We start from the raw sequence: 17,583 nt of genomic DNA, 5'->3' as shown, positions 1-17,583 counted from the left end.
TATACCGCCATATTTCATACAATAGTACACCAAACAGGAAACCAGCCGGAAGGAGGAACCGTCCATGGATGTCAAGGGCCTGCATCATGTCGCCTATCGCTGCTCGGACGCGAAACGCACGACCGAGTTCTACACCAGATACCTCGGGCTCGATTTCAACATCGCCGTGGCCGAAAACTACGTGCCCTCCACCGGCGAATGGTCGCCCCATATCCACATCTTCTTCCGCATGGACGACGACAGCCATGTCGCCTTCTTCGAGGTGCCGGAATCCCCCGCCATGCAGAAGGACGCGGGCACCCCGGAATGGGTGCAGCACCTCGCCCTGCGGGTCGCGGACATGGACACGCTGCTGAAACGCAAGGCGCAGCTGGTGGCCGACGGGATCGCCGTCGTGGGCCCGACCGACCATCACCTGTGCCAGTCGATCTATTTCTTCGACCCCGACGGGCACCGGCTGGAACTGGCGGTGGACAGTTCCACCCCCGAGATGCTGGCGCAACTGCGCACCATCGCCGAACCCACGCTGGCGGAATGGGCGGTGACGAAACGCGCGCCCGACGTGGCGCCGATCCACGAAAACGCCCGGGGCTGAGATGGCCGCCCCCGCCCATGCGATCCGGCGGGAGCCGGTGATCGTCGAGTTCCGCGAAACCGCCGCCTTCACCGAGGTCTACGGCTTCACCGGATCCCAGGGCAGCGTGTTTCTGGAAGGCCAGAGGATCATCCCCGAGGGCCGCCCCTCGGACACGGTGCTGATCTTCATGCACCCGGCCTCGACGCTGAACCTGATGCCCCTGCCCGCGGCGCTGGCGGCGGCGGGGCATCACGTGCTCTGCTGCGGGTCGCGCTTCGCCAAGAACGACAGCGTTCTGGTGATGGAAAAGGTGGCGGCGGATCTGGGCGCCTATGTGCGGTATGCGCGCGAAACGCTCGGCTATCGCAAGGTGGTGCTGGCGGGCTGGTCGGGGGGCGGGTCGCTCGCGCTGTTCTATCAGGCGCAGGCGGAACGGCCCGGCCTGCGCGACACGCCCGCGGGCGATCCCTACGACCTGACGGCGATGGACCTGCAACCCGCCGATGCGGTGATGTTCATCGCCGCCCATACCGGGCGGGCGCGTATCCTGACGGAATGGATCGACCCTTCGGTCATCGACGAGTCGGACCCCTTCGCCCGCGACGCCACGCTGGACCTTTACGCAGCCGGCGGGCCGAAACCGCCCTATGCGCCGGAATTCGTCGCCCGTTTCCGGCAGGCGCAGCGCGACCGGATGGACCGGATCACCGACCGGGTGCTCGACCGGTTGGACATGCTGAAACGGTCCGGCACGGCGGAGGTGGAGTTTCCCTTCGTCGTCCACCGTACGATGGCCGACCCGCGGTTTCTGGACCCGGCGCTGGACCCCAACGGCCGCGCGCCGGGGATGTGCTATCTGGGCGTGCCGGAAACGGTGAATTCCGGCCCCGTGGGGCTGGCGCGGTTCTGCACGCTGCGGGCCTGGCTGTCGCAATGGTCGCCCCGCCATTCCCGCGCCGATGCCGAAGCCTGCGTCAGGCATGTCGCCGCCCCCCTGCTGGTGATCGAGAACGAGGCCGACGACGCCGTGCCGGTGGACCATACCCATTGCGTCTTCCGCGCGGCGGGGATGCGCGACAAGACCTTCCACGGCATCGCCGGCGCCACGCATTACTATCGCGGCCAACCCGCGCAACTGGCCGAGGCGCTCGGCCTGATCGGCGGGTGGCTGGCGGACCGGAACCTGGACTGAACCCGCAACACGGGCGGGCAAGGGGGCGGCACCCGCGGATGCCGCCCCTTTGCCTTTGCCGCAGGTCGCGGTCACACCGGATGGAACCGCCCGCCCTCTGCCGCCATCCGGCGCAACAGCGCGGGCGGGGCGAAGCGGGGGCCATGCGCGGCGGCCAGCACCTCGGATTCCGCGGCGAACCGCGCCGCGCCGAGGGTATCGACATAGGACAGCACGCCCCCCCAGCTTTTCGGAAAGGCCCAGCCGAGGGTCGAGGCGACATCGATCTGGGTGGGGTCGGTGATGATGCCGTCCTCCATCGCGCGGATGGATTCCAGCGCCTGGATATGGAACAGCCGCCGCTTGATCGCCGCCGCATCGGGCGCGGGGCCATCGGCGGGAAAAAGGCCCGGAAGGCCGGCCCATCCCTGCGGGGCGCCATTCTCGGGATAGTCGAAGATGCCCCCCTGCGGCCGCCCGCGCCGCCCCGCCCCGACCAGCGCCGCCAGCGCCTCCTGCGCGCGGCAGCCCCGGGCGACGACGGGCGAGCCCCCGGCCGCCAGCGCGCCATAGATGTCGCGCAGCAGCGGCAGGCCCACCGTATCGGCCATCGCCAGCGGCCCGATGGGCATGCCGAAGGCCAATGCGGCGGCGTCGATGGCGCCGGGCGCCACGCCCTCGGCCAGAAGGGTCAGCGCCTCGCCGGTATAGGACCCGACGATCCGGCTGGTGTAGAAACCCGGCCCGTCCTGCACCGTGATCGGCAGCTTGCGCAGCGCCTTCGCCAGATCCAGCGCCCCGGCCAGCGCCGCGGGCGCGGTTCCGGGACCCGAGATGATTTCCAGCAGCGGCATCACCTCGACCGGCGAAAAGAAATGCATGCCGATGAAGCGGCCGGGCTGCGGCACATGCGCGGCCAGCCCGCCGATCGCCATGGTCGAGGTGTTCGACGCGATCAGCGCCCCTTCCGGCAGCGCCGCCGCCAGCCGCGCCAGCACCCCGGCCTTGATCGCGGGCACCTCGGGCACCGCCTCGATGGCGGCCTGCACGTCCGGCAGGTCGGGCATGGTGTCGTGCACCGTGATGCGGCCCAGGATCGCCGCCGCCTTGTCGGCATCCATCTTGCCGCGCCGGACCAGCCGGTCGGCGGTGCGGGCCAGCGCGGCGCGGGTACGTTCGGCCCCCGCCGCGTCGGCCTCGATCACCGCGACGCCGATACCGTTCTGCGCCGCCGTGAAGGCAATGCCCCCGCCCATCAGCCCGCCGCCCGCCACCGCGATGCGGCGGAAGGCGCAGGGCGGCACATCCGCCGGGCGCGACCCCATCGCGCGCAGCACCTGCGGCCCCAGAAACCCGGTGCGGATCCGGTTCTTCGCGGTGGCAGAGGCTGCAAGCCGCGCGAACCCCTCGGCCTCGCGCGCCAGCGCAGCCTGCAACGGCAGGGCATAGCCTTCGCGGATGACGGCGAGGATCTCGGCCTCGGCGATGTCGGCATCGCCCCGGCGCTTGTCGGCGCGCACCGCAGCCGCCGCCAGCAGCGCCGCGGCCTCGGGCGATCCGGCGGGGGGCGCCGCGGTCCAGCCGGCGGCATCCCAGGGCTGCGCGGGGGCGATGCGCGCGGCCAGCGCCGCCGCCTCTGCCACCAGCCGGTCGGGCGGGGCGAGGGCGGCGATCAGGCCCATCGCCTGCGCCTCTGCCGCCGTCAGCACCCGGCCGCCGAGGATGACCTCCAGCGCCGGGCCAAGGCCGATCAGGCGCGGCAGCCGCTGCGTGCCCCCCGCGCCGGGCATCAGCCCCAGATCCAGTTCCGGCAGGCCGAGCCGCGCGTCCGGCGTGGCCACCCGGCCATGGCAGGCCAGCGCCAGTTCCAGCCCGCCGCCCATCGCCACCCCGTTCACCGCCGCCACCACCGGCACCGGCATCGTCTCGATCCGCCGCTGGATCCGGTGCACCCAGTCGATCACCCGGCGCGCATCGGCGGGGGTCTGCATCTGCTGCACCTGCCGCAGGTTCGCCCCCGCGATGAAGGCCGCCTTGGCCGAGGCGATCACCACCCCCCGGGGCGGGGCTGCGGCCAGATCGTCCAGCCGCGATTCCAGTTCCGTCAGCGCGTCATAGCTGAGCGTGTTCACCGCCGCTGCGGGATCGTCGAAGGTCAGGACGGCGATGCCGTCCTGCATCGTCTGCGTGATGATGGCCATGGGATTTCCTTCGGATGGTGCGGAAAAGGGGTCAGAGGCTGCGGCCGATCAGGTCGCGCATCACCTCGGACGTGCCGCCCGCGATGCGTTCGACCCGCGCCTCGGCCCAGAGCCGCGCGATGGGATATTCGGTCATGTAGCCCCAGCCCCCGAACAGTTGCAGGCAGGCGTCGGCGACGCGCCCGACCATTTCGGTGGTCCAGAGCTTGGCGATGGCGGCATTCGTCTCGTCCAGCCCCCCCGCCAGCCAGCGGGCAAGAAAGCCGTCGACGAATTCCCGCCCCACGGTGATGTCGCGCGCGACATCGGCCAGCACGAAACGGGTATTCTGGTAATCCAACAGCATCCGCCCGAAGATGCGCCGCTGTCTGGCATGGTCGAGCGTCAGCGCCAGCGCGCGTTCCGCCTTGGCTATGCAGGACGCCGCGATGATCATCCGTTCGCGGACCAGCCCGCGGCGCAGATAGGCGAAACCCTCGCCCGCCTCGCCCAGAAGCGCATCGGGCGGCAGGCGGATGTCGTCGAAGAACAGTTCCGACGTATCCTGCGCATGCACGCCGAGCTTGTCGAGGTTGCGCCCGCGCCGGAACCCCTCGGACCGCGCGTCGAGCAGGAACAGGGAAATGCGGTCCTTGCCCTCGACCTCGGTCTTGGCGGCGACGATCACCAGATCGGCCATCTGCCCGTTCGAGATGAAGACCTTCTGCCCCTTCAGCAGCCAGCCGCCATCGGCCTGCCGCGTGGCGCGCGTGCGCATGCCCCGCAGGTCGGACCCGGAATCGGGTTCGGTCATGGCGACGGCGGCGATGGTGTCGCCGCTGACGACGCCGGGCAGCCAGCGGTGCTTCTGCGCCTCGGTGCCGAAATTCACCAGATAGGGCACGGCCATTTCGGAATGGACCCAGAACCCCAGACCGGAGGTGCCGGCGCGCGCCAGTTCCTCGACCACCACGACGGAAAAGAGCGGGTCCGCCCCCGCGCCGCCATAGGCTTCGGGCACGGTCGGGCACAGCAGGCCCTGCGCGCCCGCCGCCTGCCAGACCGCGCGGCTGACCATGCCCTCGCGTTCCCAGCGGTCGTGATGGGGCACGGCCTCGCGGTCCAGAAAGCTGCGGACCTGCGCGCGGAAGATGGCGTGGTCCTCGCCGAAAAGATGGCGGCTGGTATCGTCGATCATCGGATGTCCTTCGGGTCCGGGGCGCGCTGCGCCGCAAGCAGTTCGGCGCGCAGCAGATCCTTGCGGACCTTGCCGACCGCGCTCAGCGGCAGGGCCGCGGCGAAAGAGACGGATTTGGGGCATTTGTAGGCGGCGATCAGCGCCCGGCAATGCGCGACCAGATCGTCGGGCGCGGGCGTATCGCCCCCGCGGGCGACGACGACGGCATGCACCGCCTCGCCCCAGCGGGGATGCGGCAGGCCGATGACGGCGCATTGCGCCACGGCCGGATGGCGCGCCAGCGCGGCCTCGACCTCGCCGGAAAAGACGTTCTCGCCGCCCGAGACGATCATGTCCTTGATCCGGTCCACGATGGCGACATAGCCCGCCTCGTCCATCACGCCCACGTCGCCGGTGCGCAGCCAGCCATCGGCGAAGGTGTCGGCGGTGCGGACGGGATCGTCCTTGTAGCCGCGCATCTGGATATATCCCTTGACCTGGATTTCCCCGGCCACGCCGCGCGGCGCCTCGTTGCCCGCGGCATCGGCGATGCGCACCTGGGCCGAGGCCATCGCCCGGCCCACCGTGGCCAGCCGCGGGTTGTCGGGGTGGTGATCCTCGGGGCGCAGCACGTTGCAGCCGCCGCACAGTTCGGTCTGGCCGTAGAACTGCACGAAGCGGCCGTTGGGAAAGACCCGCATCATCCGCCGCAGCAGCGGCACCGACATCGCCGCCGCGCCATAGACGACATGGCGCACCTCGGGCAGCACCGTGCCCTCGGGGATATGGTTCAGCAGGTCGTGAAAGCTGGTCGGCACCGCCATCAGCGCGGTCAGCCGGTCGCGGCCGAGCGATTGCAGGATCGCCCCCGGCGCCGGTTCGGGCAGAAAGCAATGCGTGCCTCCGGCATAGGTCAGGGCATGGCCAAGGCCGCAGTCGGCAAGGTGGAAGAAGGGCGCGGCGTGCAGGTAGACGTCATCGGGGCGGAACCGCACCTCGATCTGGATATCGAGCGTCGAGACATGGAAGGCGTTGTGCGTCAGTTCCACCCCCTTGGGGGTGCCGGTGGTGCCGCCGGTATAGTAGACGCCCAGCAGATCCTCGGGCCGGGCGTCGTGCATCGGCGCGGCGGGGCCATCCAGCAGCCTGCCCCAGGGCGTGCCGCCCGGCTGGCCCTCGCCGGGTTCCAGCGCGATCAGCCCGGCCAGCGGGGCGCCGACCTGCGCCGCCCGCGCCGCATTGCGCCGGTCGTAGGCCAGAAAGCGGCTGCCGCTGCGGCGCAGGATGTCGTCGAGCTCCGCCGCCGACAGCCGCGTGTTCAGCGGCACGATCACGATGCCGGCCCAGATCGCGGCATAGGTGATTTCCATGTTCTCGGGCACATTGGCGGACAGAATCGCCAGCGCCTCGCCCGGCCGCAGGCCAAGGCCGCGCAGCCCGCCGGCCAGCCGGGCGATGCGGTCGGCCGCCTCGGCCCAGCCGATGTCGCGGCCGGCATGGCGGATGGCGGCATTGTGCGGAAACACCTGCGCCGCCCGCAGGATGCTGATCGGAATGCTCATGGGCCCCTCCCGGTCCAGGCTTGTTGTCTATAAATCTATCAGTATTACCGATCATGCAATAGCAAAATGCGCAGGAAAGGCCCGGGATGCACCGCGGCCCGGCACATTCCAGCAAGGAAAAGCCGCAGGGTAGCATAGGGGAAAGCCGCTGCGGCCGCTATCAGCCACCGCCTGAATCCCATGCATGGCTGACACATCCATCGCCGTCCGCGGCACCCGGCCCGGTGGGGCCGCGAGCGGGAAATCATTCGCTTGCATTATCCCGATAGATCTATTGATAATATCTGGAACAAGATTGATTCGCAGGGATCCCATGGCCGACCTGACGACCGATTCCGCCGGCGCGCCCCGCCTGCGCGGCGCCCGCGACCCCGCAAGCGGCGCCTGCCACTTCCCCTTCCGCCCCCTGTCCACCGACGGCAGCCTGCGGCCCTGCACGGAAATCGCACTGTCCGACCGCGGCATCCTCTACACCTGGACCCGCTTTGCCGGGCGCTTTTACGGCCAGGTGGACCTGCCCGAGGCCGTGCGCATCCAGACCGAACTGGGCGAGGGCCCCCACGACATCGGCGCCCCCTACCGGCTGGACATCGCCCCCGACGGCGCGGGATGGAGGTTCGTGCGTGACTGAGGTTTTCGTCGTATCGGGCGGCGCGGTGCCGGTCAGCAGCAAACACCCGCTCGGGTCCGGCCGGGTGCTGGCGCGGCAGGCGGGGGTGGCGGCCTTGCAGGATGCGGGGCTGACCTATGCGGACATGGACGCGCTCTATTGCGGCGTGGCGATGCCGACCTCGCCCGCCGCGGTGCTGGTGGGCAAGGAATTCGGGCTGACCGGCATCCCGGTGGTGCAGGTGACGAATGCCTCCGCCTCGGGCCTTGCCGCGATCCATGCGGCAGCGGATGCGATGCGCGCGGGCGGGGCGGACCGGGTTCTGGTCATCGGCTATGACGTGCCGACGACGCTGGACGACCCCATCGCCGCGCAGGGCTATCTGCCGCCGCCGGCGCTGTTCGGCATGTGGGCGCGGCGGCGGATGCACGATTGCGGCACCACGCCGGAAACGCTGGCCCGCATCGCGGCCAAGAACATCAACAACGCCCGCGCCATCCCCTTCGCCTCGCGCCGCCCGGACCATGCGGTGACGGTGGCGGACGTGCTGGCCAGCCGCCCGGTGGCCGATCCGCTGACGGCGCTGATGTGCACCCAATGGGTCTATGGCGCGGCGGCGGTGGTGCTGTGCACCCGCAAGGGGCTGGACAGCCTGCCCCGCCCCCCCGCCACCGTGGCCCGGCTGGAGGCGGCAGAGTTCCGGTCAGAGGAACCGGGCCCCCATCACATCATCGAGGGCGCCATCGTCGGCCCGCCCGCGATCACGCGCGCCGCCGCCGACGCGGCGCTGGCCAGGGCCGGACGGCGGCGCGAGGATCTCGACGCCGTTCAGATCCACGACGCCTTCGCCATCGAGGAACTGGTCTATTACGAACTTCTGGGCTTCGCGCCCGAAGGCGGGGCGGACGCGCTGGCCGCACAGGGCGCCTTCGGCCCCGGGTCGCGCGACCGCTTCGGCCTGCCCGAGTTTTCCACCGATGGCGGGCTGATCGGGCGCGGCCATCCGGGCGGGCCCTCGGGCGTGTTCCAGGCGATCGAGACGCTGCGCCGTTTCCGCACCACGGCCGACCGGCTGGCGCTGTGCCACATGCTGGGGGCGGGATCCACCTGCCTCGCGCAGGTCTGGGGCCGCGTCGATCTGTGACGCGGCCCGGCCCGATGCCCGAAAAAACCGGGCCGGGCAGAACGCAACGGGGCGGCGGCCCCCAACGGGAGGAATGACGCATGAAACACCTTACCCGGCCCCTTGCCGGCCTTTGCCTTGCGGCGCTGGCGGCGCTTGGCGGCCCGGCCGCGGCCGACACGATCAAGCTGCGCGTGTCGTCCTATGCGCCCGCGGGCAATTTCGTGAACGAACAGGTCATCAAGGGCTTTCTCGACCGCGTGGTGGCCGATGCCGAAGGCACGCTGGACTATCAGCTGTTTCCCGGCGGCACGCTCGGCCGGAACCCGGCGGAACAGCTGAAACTGGTGCAGGACGGCGTGGCCGATGTGGCCTTCGTGGTGCCCGGCTTCACCCCCGGGGCCTATGACCGCTATGGCATCGTCGAGATCCCGGGCCTGATCCACGACGCGCGCGAGGGCGCGGCGGTGCTGGCGGCGGCCTATGCGGCGGGCCTGCTGGAAACCCCCGAACGCACCCGGGTGCTGGGTGTCTTCAGTTCCGACATGAACGCGATCCACCTGCGCGATCCCGTTGCGGGCCTCGACGGGCTGACGGGCAAGAGCCTGCGCGCGGTGGGCAAGCCGCAGGCCGATGGCGTCACCATCCTGGGCGGCGTGCCCGTCACCGGCCTCGCCTCGACCGAGGTGGCAGAGGCGATTTCGCGCGGCACCGTGGACGGCGCGGTGATGGGGGCGGCCTCGCTCGACGCCTTCCGCGCCAGCGAGGTGGCGGTGCAGCATATCCGCGTGCCGATGGGTTCGGCGGCGCTGATGCTGCCGATGAACCTCGGCACATGGGAAAAGCTGCCCGCCCCGGCCAAGGCGGCCTTCGAAAAGCATGGCGGCATGGCCTTCGCCGAGGCGACGGGCGCGATCTTCCACGAACAGGACGAGACCTATTTCGCCAAGATCACCGCCAAGCCGGGCCATTCGGAACTGGTGCTGGATGACGCCGCGCGCGCGGCCTATCTGGAAAAGGTCGCCGCCGTGGGCCGCGACTGGGCCGCGCAGGGCGCCGAGCGCGCGGCGGTCTACGACTTCGCCATCAAGACGCTGGAGTCGCTTCGTGGCGAATGAGGGTGCCCTCGGCGGGCCGGCGCGGGGGTTCCGCGCCGGCTATGTGGCGGCCGGGCAGCGGCTTGCGGATGCGCTGTCGATGATCTCGATGGCGCTGATCTGCGTCTATGTCCTGCTGGTCAGCAGCAACGTGCTGATGCGCTATCTGTTCAACGCCCCCCTCGGCTGGATGAGCGACATGGGCTTCATCCTCATGCCGCTGGCGATGGCGCCCTGCCTGGGGGTGGGGGCGGCGCGGGGGATGCTGGTGTCGATCACCTTCCTGTCCGACCGCCTGCCCCGCCCGGCGCGGCGCATGCTGGTGGCGCTGACGCGGGCCGTGTCCGCCGCCGTGCTGGCGGCGGTGGCATGGAAGATGCTGGGCTACGGGCTGGACGCGCTGGCCGAACGGCGCGCGACGGTGCAGATGGGCGCGCCGCTCGGCCCGGTGTGGCTGGGCGTGGCCGCGGCCTTTGCGCTGGCGGTGCCGCTGGTCTTTGCCCAACCGCTCGACCGGGAGGAAGAGGTCCATCATGGTTGAGCATCCCATCCTGTGGCTGGCGGGCGCCTTTCTGGCCATGCTGGCGCTGATCTTCGTGCGCATTCCCATCGGCATCGCCATGGCCATCGTCGGCGTCGCGGGCACGGCGATGATCATCGGGTTCGGCCCGGCGCTGTCGCTTCTGGCGGTGGAACCGGCCAATGCCGTCAACAGTGCCGATCTGGCGACGATCCCGCTGTTCCTGCTGATGGGCAATCTCGCGACCGCGGCCGGCATCTCGGGCGACATCTTCAAGGTGGCGCAGAACTACATGGGCCATTTCCGCGGCGGCATGGCGATGGCGACCATCGCGGGCAGCGCGGGCTATGGCGCGATCTGCGGGTCGTCCTCGGCCACCACGGCGGCGATGGCGCGCATCGCCCTGCCAGAGATGGAAAAGCGCGGCTATGCCGGGGGGCTCGCGGCGGCGACCATCGCCACCGGCGGCGGGCTCGGCATCCTGATCCCGCCCTCGATCATCATGGTCCTCTATGCCGTGCTGACCGAACAGTTCGTGCTGGAACTGTTCGCGGCGGGCATCGTGCCGGGCATCCTGGCGGTGATCCTCTATCAGGCGACGGTCTGGCTGGTGGTCAGCCGCAACCCCGCGCTCGGCCCCGCGACGGACCGCGTGGGCTGGGCCGGACGGCTGCGGTCCACCCTGCGGGCCTGGCGCGCGGTGCTGACGATCCTTCTGGTCATCGTCGGCATCTATTCCGGCGCCTTCACCGTGCTCGAGGCCGCGGCGGTGGGCGTGGCGATCACCGGCGGGTTCTGGGTGTTCTCGCCCGCGCGGGGATGGGCCTCGCTGCGCGCGGTCTTTGCCGATACGGCGGCGCTGACGGGAATGATGATCGTCATGGTCATCGGCGCCTCGGCCATGGGCTATCTGCTGACGCTGACCAATGCGCCGCTGGAAATCGTCGATGCGGTGGCGGCGCTCGGCGTGCCTGCGCCGGTGGTGATGGTGATCCTGCTGGTGATGTACATCTTCCTGGGGATGGTGTTCGATTCCATCTCGGCGATGGTGCTGACGATCCCCTTCGTCTTTCCGCTGGTGGTCAGCCTCGGCTACGATCCGGTCTGGTGGGGCATCATCAACGTGATGATCGTGGAGATCGCGCTGATCACGCCGCCGGTGGGGATGAACGTCTTCATCATGCATGCGGTGGCGCCGCATATCCGCATCGGCGCGATCTTCCGGGCGGTGATGCCCTTCGTGCTGGCCGATGTGGTCTGGCTGGGCCTGATGCTGGCGTTCCCGGTCATCGCGCTCTGGCTGCCCCATGCGCTGAGATGACCCGCCGCCGGGCGGCGGGGATCAGCCCCGCCCGCCGCCCGGCGCCAGAAGCGACCGCAGCCGCGCCGCGCAATCCCAGGCGGCGCGGCTGACGCGCGGCACGTCGATCGGCGCAAGGCTGATCACCGCCACGCAGGGTTCCGGCCCCAGACGCGGCATGTCCGGCGTCAGCACCGGCACCGCCAGCCCCGAGGCGCCGGGATGCAGCTGCCCATGGGTCAGCGCATAGCCGTCGATCCGCGTCTGGCGCACCTCGGGCGCCTCGCCCGGCGTTTCGGCGCGGCCGGCCAGCAGCGCCAGCCCCGCCGCCGCCCCCCGGGTCAGCGGCTGGCGCAGCCCGATGCGGTAGGAAAAGCGCAGCGGGCCTTCCTCCGCCTCCTGCACCAGAACGACCACGCAATCCTCGCCCTCGGCCAGCGCGATGCACGAGGTGCAGCCGGTCGCGCGTGTGAGGTCGGCCAGCAGCGCCGCCGCCTCGGCGCGGAAATGCGGCTGGAACCGCGCCGCAAGGCCCAGCACCGCCGCGCCCAGCATCACCCGCCCGTCCTCGCCGCGCCAGACCATGCCATGCGCCTGCAACGTCGCCACCAGCCGGTAGGCGATGGCCTTGTGCACGCCGAGCGCCTCTGCGATCGCCGGCACCGCCAGCCCCCCCGGCGCCGCCGCCACGAGGCCGAGCACCGCCAGCCCGCGGTCGAGTGTCTGCAATGTGCTCACGCCGCCCCCCATCCCCGATCCCCTGCCCTCTTAGGCGACGGCCCGCAGGACGTCGAGTCCGCCGCCAGATTGACGCAGGGCCTTACTGGAGTTACTATATGAGAACCATAAGTGCGATAATAGCACCAACTCGGAGGAGCCATGACCGCCACGCCCGCTGTTTCCGCCTGCCCCTTCCACGGTTCCGACCGCGCGCGGCAGTTCGATCCCTTCGGCCCCGAATACCAGACCGATCCGGCCGCCGCCCTGCGCTGGTCGCGCGAACAGGAACCGGTGTTCTATTCGGAGGTGCTGGGATACTGGGTCGTCAGCCGCTATGACGACATCAAGGCGATCTTCCGCGACAACATCACCTTTTCGCCCGCGATCGCGCTGGAAAAGATCACCCCGCCCACGCCCGAATCGCTGGAGGTGCTGAAATCCTACGGGTTCGACCTGCGCCGCACGCTGGTGAACGAGGATGAACCCGTGCACATGGAACGCCGCCGCGCGCTGCTGGATGCCTTTGCGCCGGATGCGGCGGCGGCCCATGCGCCGATGGTCCGCGATCTGGTGCGCGCCCGCGTCGACGCCATGGCGGCGAAGGGAGAGGCCGATCTGGTGCAATCGCTGCTGTGGGAGGTGCCGTTCCTCGTCGCGCTGCATTTCCTCGGCATCCCGGCGGCGGATCACGACACGCTGCGCCGCTATGCGGTGGCCCATACGCTCAATTCCTGGGGCCGGCCCACGCCGGAACAGCAGGTCGGGATCGCGCACAGCATGGGGCAGTTCTGGCAATATGCCGACGAGGTGCTGACCCGGATGAAGGCCGACCCCACCGGGCGCGGCTGGATGTACGACATGATCGCCGCCAACCGCGCCGACCCCGAGGTGGTGACGGACAACTACCTGCATTCGATGATGCTGGCGGTGATCGTCGCGGCGCATGAAACCACGGCGCTGGCCGGGGCGAACATGATGCAGCGCCTGCTGGCCGACCGCGCCGCGTGGAACGAACTCTGCCGCACCCCCGCGCTGATCCCCAATGCGGTGGAGGAATGCCTGCGCCATTCCGGTTCCGTCGTCGCCTGGCGGCGCATCGCCACCCGCGACGCGGCGGTGGGCGGGGTGACGATCCCGGCGGGCGGCAAGATCCTGATGGTGGTCGCCTCGGGCAACCACGACCCGCGCAAGTTCGAGAACCCCGACGCGCTCGATCTCTGGCGCGACAACACGGCCGAGCATCTGACCTTCGGCTATGGCAGCCACCAGTGCATGGGCAAGAACATCGGCCGGATGGAACTGCGCATCATTCTGGAGGAACTGACCCGCCGCCTGCCGCATATGGAACTGGTGCCGCAGGATTTCACCTACCTGCCCAACACCTCTTTCCGGGGGGCGGAACGGGTTCTGGTGCGGTGGGATCCGGCGCTGAACCCCGCGCCGCGGCCGGAACGGGATTTCGTCATGGGCGCGCCGCGGCGGCAGGACATCGCGCGCCAGCTGCGCGTGGCCGCGGTGACGGCAGAGGCAGAGGGCGTGATCGGCATCCGGCTGGACCACCCCGAGGGCGCGCCCCTGCCGGGGTGGAGCCCCGGCAGCCATATCGACCTGCACCTGCCCGGCGGGCTGGTGCGCAAATATTCGCTCTGCGGGGCCGACGGCGCCTGGCAGATCGCGGTGCTGCGCGAGGATGCGGGGCGCGGCGGGTCGCGCTGGCTGCACGACAGCCTGCGCGCGGGCGACATGCTGACGGTGGGCGGCCCGCGCAACCTGTTCCGGCTGGACGAGGACGCGCCCTTTCACCTGCTGATCGCCGGGGGCATCGGCATTACCCCGATCCTGGCGATGGCCGACCGGCTGGCGCAACAGGGGCGGGATTTCGCGATCCATTATGCCGGGGGCGCGCGGGGGCGGATGGCCTTCGCCGACCGGCTGGCGCGCGATCACGGCGCGCGGCTGACGTTCTGGCCCGGCGATGCGGGGCGGCGGATGGATCTGGGCGCGATCCTCGCCGGGGCGCCCCCGGGCGCGCAGATCTGCGCCTGCGGGCCGGAGCGGCTGCTGCATGCGCTCGACGCGCTGGCGGGGGCGCGGCCCGACTGCACGCTGACGGTGGAACATTTCGCGGCGGCCGAAGGGCTGCTCGACCCCGCGAAGGAAAGCCCGTTCGCGGTGGAACTGGCCGACAGCGGCCTGACGCTGACCGTGCCCGCCGACCGCACGCTGTTGCAGACGCTGCTGGCGGCGGGGATCGACGTGGCCTGCGACTGCGAAGAGGGGCTGTGCGGATCCTGCGAGGTCGCGGTGCTGGAGGGCGAGATCGACCACCGCGACCAGGTGCTGAGCCGCGCCGAACGCGGCAGGGGCGACCGGATGATGACCTGCTGTTCGCGCGCCCGCGCGGGCGGGCGGCTGCGGCTGGGTCTCTAGAAAGGATCGGCGTCCGGTCCCTCCGCCGGGCTGGCGAAGGCGCGTGCCTTCGCCATCGCGAAACAGGTGGAGTTGCCCCGGCCGGGGGCCCCAAGCCCCCGGCCAGCGCCCGCCCCGCCCATGGCGGGCGCTACTCGCCCCCCCGGGGCAGGCGCTGGCCTCTCGATTCTGGGGCGTGACCGTTTCCAGCGGCACCGCCGCGCGAACGGGCGGGGGAAACGCAATGCGTTTCCTGATCCCGCCCGGCCCGGCGGAAGTGGCCCCCCCTCAGATCACCCGCACCTGCGTGCCGACGGAGCACAGGTCGAACAGTTCCGCGATCATCTCGTTATAGAGCCCGATGCAGCCGTCCGACGACGGCCGCCCGATCTTGCGCGTGTCATGCGTACCGTGGATGATATAGGCGGGCCAGCCGAGATAGAGCGCATGGGTCCCGAGCGGATTGTCCGGCCCCGGCGGGACCGGCTTCCAGTCGGGGAAGCGTTCCATCTGCGAAGGCGTGGGCGTCCAGCTCGGCCCCACCTTCTTGCGCACGATCTCGGTATGGCCGCGCTTGGTCAGTTCGTCCGAGATCGGCACCGAGGTCGGATAGACCCGGTAGATGCCCCCGTCGCCCGACCAGAAATGCAGCGCGCGCGACCCCGTGTCGGCCACGATCGCCCCCTTGCCCAGGCTGTCGAAATGATCCTGCCAGCGCTGCGTGATGAACCGGCTGATGTTGCGGCGCGTCATGCCTTCGGCCCGGGCGTGCGCGGGCAGCGCCAGCCCCCCGGCGGCGGCCAGCCCCATGCCCAGACCGATCCCCAATATGCGGCGGCGGTCGAAATCTGCCATCTCCTGCTCCTTCCGGCTTGCTTGCGGCGCGCAAACTCGGCGGGCGGGCTTAAGCGGGGCTTAAGCCCCGGTCACGGATGCGTCAGCGTTGAAAGACATAGGTCCCCGGCGCATCGCCCAAGACCGGCAGCCCGCGCGCGGCCGCACCCATCGGCGGCGGCGCCCCGGGCGCCCCGCTGCGCGCGGCCAGCCAGTCGCCCCACGCCGCCCACCACGATCCGTCCCGGGGCGTCTGCGCGGCCTTCCAGTCGCAGGCCATCCGCAACGCATCCTCCACCCGATGCGTGCCGATGCGGTAGCGGCGGCCCGGGTGGCCCGGTTCGGCCACGATCCCGGCGTTGTGCCCGCCCGAGGTCAGCACGAAGGTCACTTCGGTGTCGGTGAACTGGTGGATCTTGTAGACGGATGTCCAGGGCGCCACATGGTCGCGTTCCGTCCCCACCACGAACAGCGGCACGCGGATGTTCTGCAACACCGCGGGCTTGCCCGCCACCATGAACCGCCCGGCGGCCAGTTCGTTGTCCAGATAAAGCCGCTGGAGGTATTCGGCATGCATCCGGTAGGGCATGCGCGTGCTGTCGGCGTTCCAGGCCATCAGGTCGGTCATCGGCCGGCGCGCGCCCATCATGTAGTCGTGCACCATGCGCGACCACACCAGATCGTTCGACCGCAGCATCTGGAACGCCCCCGCCATCTGGTCGGCGGACAGATAGCCCCGGTTCCACATCATGCTTTCCAGATAGTGCATCTGGCTCGGGTCGATGAAGAGCGCAAGCTCGCCCGGTTCGGTGAAATCCACCTGCGCCGCGAAAAGCGAGACCGAGGCGAGCCGGTCGTCCCCCGCCTGCGCCATCGCCGCCGCCGCGATGGCCAAAAGCGTACCCCCCAGACAATAGCCCGTCGCATGCACCTTCCGCCCCGCCACCACGGCGCCGATGGCGTCGAGCGCCGCCATGATGCCCTGGCTGCGGTAATCCTCCATCGTCAGGTCGCGGTCCTCGGGCCCCGGGTTGCGCCAGGAGATGGCAAAGACCGTATGCCCCCGCCCCACCAGCCAGCGGATCAGCGAGTTTTCCGGGCCGAGGTCGAGGATGTAGTATTTCATGATCCATGCGGGAACGATCAGCACCGGCTCGGGGTGTACCTGCCCGGTCGCGGGGGCGTACTGGATCAGCTCGATCAGGTGGTTGCGGTACACCACCTTGCCCGGCGTCAGCGCGACCTGCGCGCCCGGCACGAAATCCTCGGCCCCCGCGGGCGGGCGGCCGGTGGCCTTGCGCAGGCTGTCCTGCCACCAGTTCTGCCAGCCCTGCACCAGATTCATGCCCCCCGTCGCCACGGTGCGGGCGATCACCTCGGGGTTGGTGAAGGGATTGTTGGCGGGCGAGACCATGTCGAGCATCTGCCGCGCGGCGAAGGACACCACATCCTCGTGATGCTTCATCACGCCGGGCACCTCGTGGGTGACATTGTGCCACCACTGCTGTTGCAACAGGAACGCCTGCGCCAGCCACGAATAGGGCGGGCGGCGCCAGCCCTCGTGCACGAAGCGGTAGTCGCCCGGCAGCGGCTCGATCGCGGGCGGGGCGGCGGGATCGACGGTCGAGGCCAGCAGATGCGCCATCAGCCGCCCGGCCTTGTGCGCACCCTTGTAGGCCAGCTCCAGCCGCTTGCCCGGCGCATTCGCCAGATGCAGCCCCCAGTCGAAAAGCGCGAGCGCCGCCGACCCCGGCGACATGCCGCCGGTCATCTGCCCCGCCAGCGCCTCGCGCATGCGGTCGAGCGCCTGAAACGCCTCGATCCCCAAGGGTGCCTCGTCCCCCGCGGCGGGGCGGGGCGGTGGCAGACGGGGGGCCGGGGTCGGTGCAGCGGGGGCGGGCGGCGGGGCATCGGGGACCACAGCCACCCGGGCCCGCCCCCGCCGCCGCTTGTCCGCCGCACCCTCGCCAAGATCCCGGGCAGGCATTCCCACCTCCATCGCTGCAATCCTTCCTTTCAGCATACCGGCAAAGCCGCGCCCCGCGTTGACCTGAATCAAGGATGCAGCTTTGCCCGGCGTGCCGGTGGCGAGGTCGGCGCCGGGGGCCAGCCCCCGGACCCCCGGAGTATTTGGGAAAAGATGAAGCCGCACAGGAAAGGAAACACGCCCTTCCTCACTTTCTGTCCTTAAATATCCCGGGGTCCGGGGCAGTGCCCCGGCGCCGCGCCTTCCGCCGGACAGCGGCCCGGAAAATGCTCACGCCAGCGTGGGTTGCGCCCCGCAGCGGGGCCGGTATCCTCGC

14 protein-coding genes are annotated in these 17,583 nt (G+C 70.4%); 8 read left to right on the top strand and 6 right to left on the bottom strand.

The features are described 5' to 3' along the window. Window positions 1-64: 64 nt before the first annotated feature. Together RGD00_RS11255 and RGD00_RS11250 are read left to right on the top strand one after the other, a co-directional pair. Complete coding sequence (locus RGD00_RS11255; protein ID WP_310457428.1) at window positions 65-595, top strand: VOC family protein; 531 nt, start codon at window positions 65-67, stop codon at window positions 593-595. A 1-nt stretch (window position 596) separates the two neighbouring features. Next, window positions 597-1,769: an alpha/beta hydrolase gene (locus RGD00_RS11250; protein WP_310457427.1), complete on the top strand. Its 1,173-nt coding sequence runs from the start codon at window positions 597-599 to the stop codon at window positions 1,767-1,769. Window positions 1,770-1,840: 71 nt separating this feature from the next. Here RGD00_RS11250 and RGD00_RS11245 read toward each other — a convergent pair whose 3' ends face one another. Genes RGD00_RS11245 through RGD00_RS11235 form a run of 3 tightly spaced genes read right to left on the bottom strand, consistent with a single transcriptional unit; the run spans window position 1,841 to window position 6,667 of the window. Beyond that, window positions 1,841-3,949: a 3-hydroxyacyl-CoA dehydrogenase NAD-binding domain-containing protein gene (locus RGD00_RS11245; RefSeq protein ID WP_310457426.1), complete on the bottom strand. Its 2,109-nt coding sequence runs from the start codon at window positions 3,947-3,949 to the stop codon at window positions 1,841-1,843. A 31-nt stretch (window positions 3,950-3,980) separates the two neighbouring features. Beyond that, window positions 3,981-5,126, bottom strand: a complete 1,146-nt coding sequence (locus RGD00_RS11240; protein ID WP_310457425.1) for an acyl-CoA dehydrogenase family protein — start codon at window positions 5,124-5,126, stop codon at window positions 3,981-3,983. Continuing rightward, a complete protein-coding gene (locus tag RGD00_RS11235; RefSeq protein ID WP_310457424.1) occupies window positions 5,123-6,667 on the bottom strand; it encodes an AMP-binding protein in 1,545 nt (514 codons plus the stop codon). Before RGD00_RS11235 ends, RGD00_RS11240 begins: the two co-directional genes overlap by 4 nt. A 313-nt stretch (window positions 6,668-6,980) precedes the next feature. Between RGD00_RS11235 and RGD00_RS11230 the strand changes: the two genes are divergently transcribed. The 5 genes from RGD00_RS11230 (at window position 6,981) to RGD00_RS11210 (ending at window position 11,338) form a co-directional block, all read left to right on the top strand. Beyond that, on the top strand, window positions 6,981-7,298 hold the full coding sequence (locus RGD00_RS11230) for a PhlB family protein (RefSeq protein ID WP_310457423.1): 318 nt from the start codon (window positions 6,981-6,983) through the stop codon (window positions 7,296-7,298). After that, a complete protein-coding gene (locus tag RGD00_RS11225) occupies window positions 7,291-8,421 on the top strand; it encodes a thiolase family protein (protein ID WP_310457422.1) in 1,131 nt (376 codons plus the stop codon). Before RGD00_RS11230 ends, RGD00_RS11225 begins: the two co-directional genes overlap by 8 nt. Window positions 8,422-8,501: 80 nt before the next feature. Beyond that, complete coding sequence (dctP, locus tag RGD00_RS11220; RefSeq protein ID WP_310457421.1) at window positions 8,502-9,518, top strand: TRAP transporter substrate-binding protein DctP; 1,017 nt, start codon at window positions 8,502-8,504, stop codon at window positions 9,516-9,518. After that, window positions 9,508-10,038, top strand: a complete 531-nt coding sequence (locus RGD00_RS11215) for a TRAP transporter small permease (protein WP_310457420.1) — start codon at window positions 9,508-9,510, stop codon at window positions 10,036-10,038. The genes dctP and RGD00_RS11215 overlap by 11 nt, the downstream gene beginning before the upstream one ends. Then, window positions 10,031-11,338: a TRAP transporter large permease gene (locus RGD00_RS11210; RefSeq protein ID WP_310457419.1), complete on the top strand. Its 1,308-nt coding sequence runs from the start codon at window positions 10,031-10,033 to the stop codon at window positions 11,336-11,338. The genes RGD00_RS11215 and RGD00_RS11210 overlap by 8 nt, the downstream gene beginning before the upstream one ends. A 21-nt stretch (window positions 11,339-11,359) precedes the next feature. Here RGD00_RS11210 and RGD00_RS11205 read toward each other — a convergent pair whose 3' ends face one another. Then, window positions 11,360-12,055, bottom strand: a complete 696-nt coding sequence (locus RGD00_RS11205) for a helix-turn-helix domain-containing protein (RefSeq protein ID WP_310457418.1) — start codon at window positions 12,053-12,055, stop codon at window positions 11,360-11,362. Between the two features lie 141 nt (window positions 12,056-12,196). Between RGD00_RS11205 and RGD00_RS11200 the strand changes: the two genes are divergently transcribed. After that, window positions 12,197-14,467 carry a cytochrome P450/oxidoreductase gene (locus RGD00_RS11200; protein ID WP_310457417.1) on the top strand — a complete coding sequence of 757 codons (2,271 nt, stop codon included), beginning with the start codon at window positions 12,197-12,199 and terminating at the stop codon, window positions 14,465-14,467. Window positions 14,468-14,734: 267 nt separating this feature from the next. On the opposite strand, the gene RGD00_RS11195 is transcribed toward RGD00_RS11200, so the two are convergent. Further along, complete coding sequence (locus RGD00_RS11195; protein WP_310457416.1) at window positions 14,735-15,301, bottom strand: L,D-transpeptidase; 567 nt, start codon at window positions 15,299-15,301, stop codon at window positions 14,735-14,737. A gap of 82 nt (window positions 15,302-15,383) precedes the next feature. Continuing rightward, the gene (locus RGD00_RS11190; RefSeq protein ID WP_310457415.1) at window positions 15,384-17,267 is read right to left on the bottom strand and encodes a PHA/PHB synthase family protein; all 1,884 of its coding nucleotides are present in this window, start codon (window positions 17,265-17,267) and stop codon (window positions 15,384-15,386) included. Between the last annotated feature and the right edge of the window lie 316 nt (window positions 17,268-17,583).

It is taken from the genome of Ruixingdingia sedimenti (genome assembly GCF_031432425.1).
GTDB lineage: Bacteria > Pseudomonadota > Alphaproteobacteria > Rhodobacterales > Rhodobacteraceae > Ruixingdingia > Ruixingdingia sedimenti.
Note: the sequence above shows the minus strand (reverse complement) of the source record. Positions and strands in the feature narration are given on the sequence as shown.

Bases quoted from the DNA above. Each gene is read 5' to 3' on its own strand.
- RGD00_RS11255 (WP_310457428.1), top strand. From the start codon at position 65: ATGGATGTCAAGGGCCTGCATCATGTCGCCTATCGCTGCTCGGACGCG.
- RGD00_RS11250 (WP_310457427.1), top strand. From the start codon at position 597: ATGGCCGCCCCCGCCCATGCGATCCGGCGGGAGCCGGTGATCGTCGAG.
- RGD00_RS11245 (WP_310457426.1), bottom strand. From the start codon at position 3,949: ATGGCCATCATCACGCAGACGATGCAGGACGGCATCGCCGTCCTGACC.
- RGD00_RS11240 (WP_310457425.1), bottom strand. From the start codon at position 5,126: ATGATCGACGATACCAGCCGCCATCTTTTCGGCGAGGACCACGCCATC.
- RGD00_RS11235 (WP_310457424.1), bottom strand. From the start codon at position 6,667: ATGAGCATTCCGATCAGCATCCTGCGGGCGGCGCAGGTGTTTCCGCAC.
- RGD00_RS11230 (WP_310457423.1), top strand. From the start codon at position 6,981: ATGGCCGACCTGACGACCGATTCCGCCGGCGCGCCCCGCCTGCGCGGC.
- dctP (WP_310457421.1), top strand. From the start codon at position 8,502: ATGAAACACCTTACCCGGCCCCTTGCCGGCCTTTGCCTTGCGGCGCTG.
- RGD00_RS11210 (WP_310457419.1), top strand. From the start codon at position 10,031: ATGGTTGAGCATCCCATCCTGTGGCTGGCGGGCGCCTTTCTGGCCATG.
- RGD00_RS11200 (WP_310457417.1), top strand. From the start codon at position 12,197: ATGACCGCCACGCCCGCTGTTTCCGCCTGCCCCTTCCACGGTTCCGAC.
- RGD00_RS11195 (WP_310457416.1), bottom strand. From the start codon at position 15,301: ATGGCAGATTTCGACCGCCGCCGCATATTGGGGATCGGTCTGGGCATG.
- RGD00_RS11190 (WP_310457415.1), bottom strand. From the start codon at position 17,267: ATGCCTGCCCGGGATCTTGGCGAGGGTGCGGCGGACAAGCGGCGGCGG.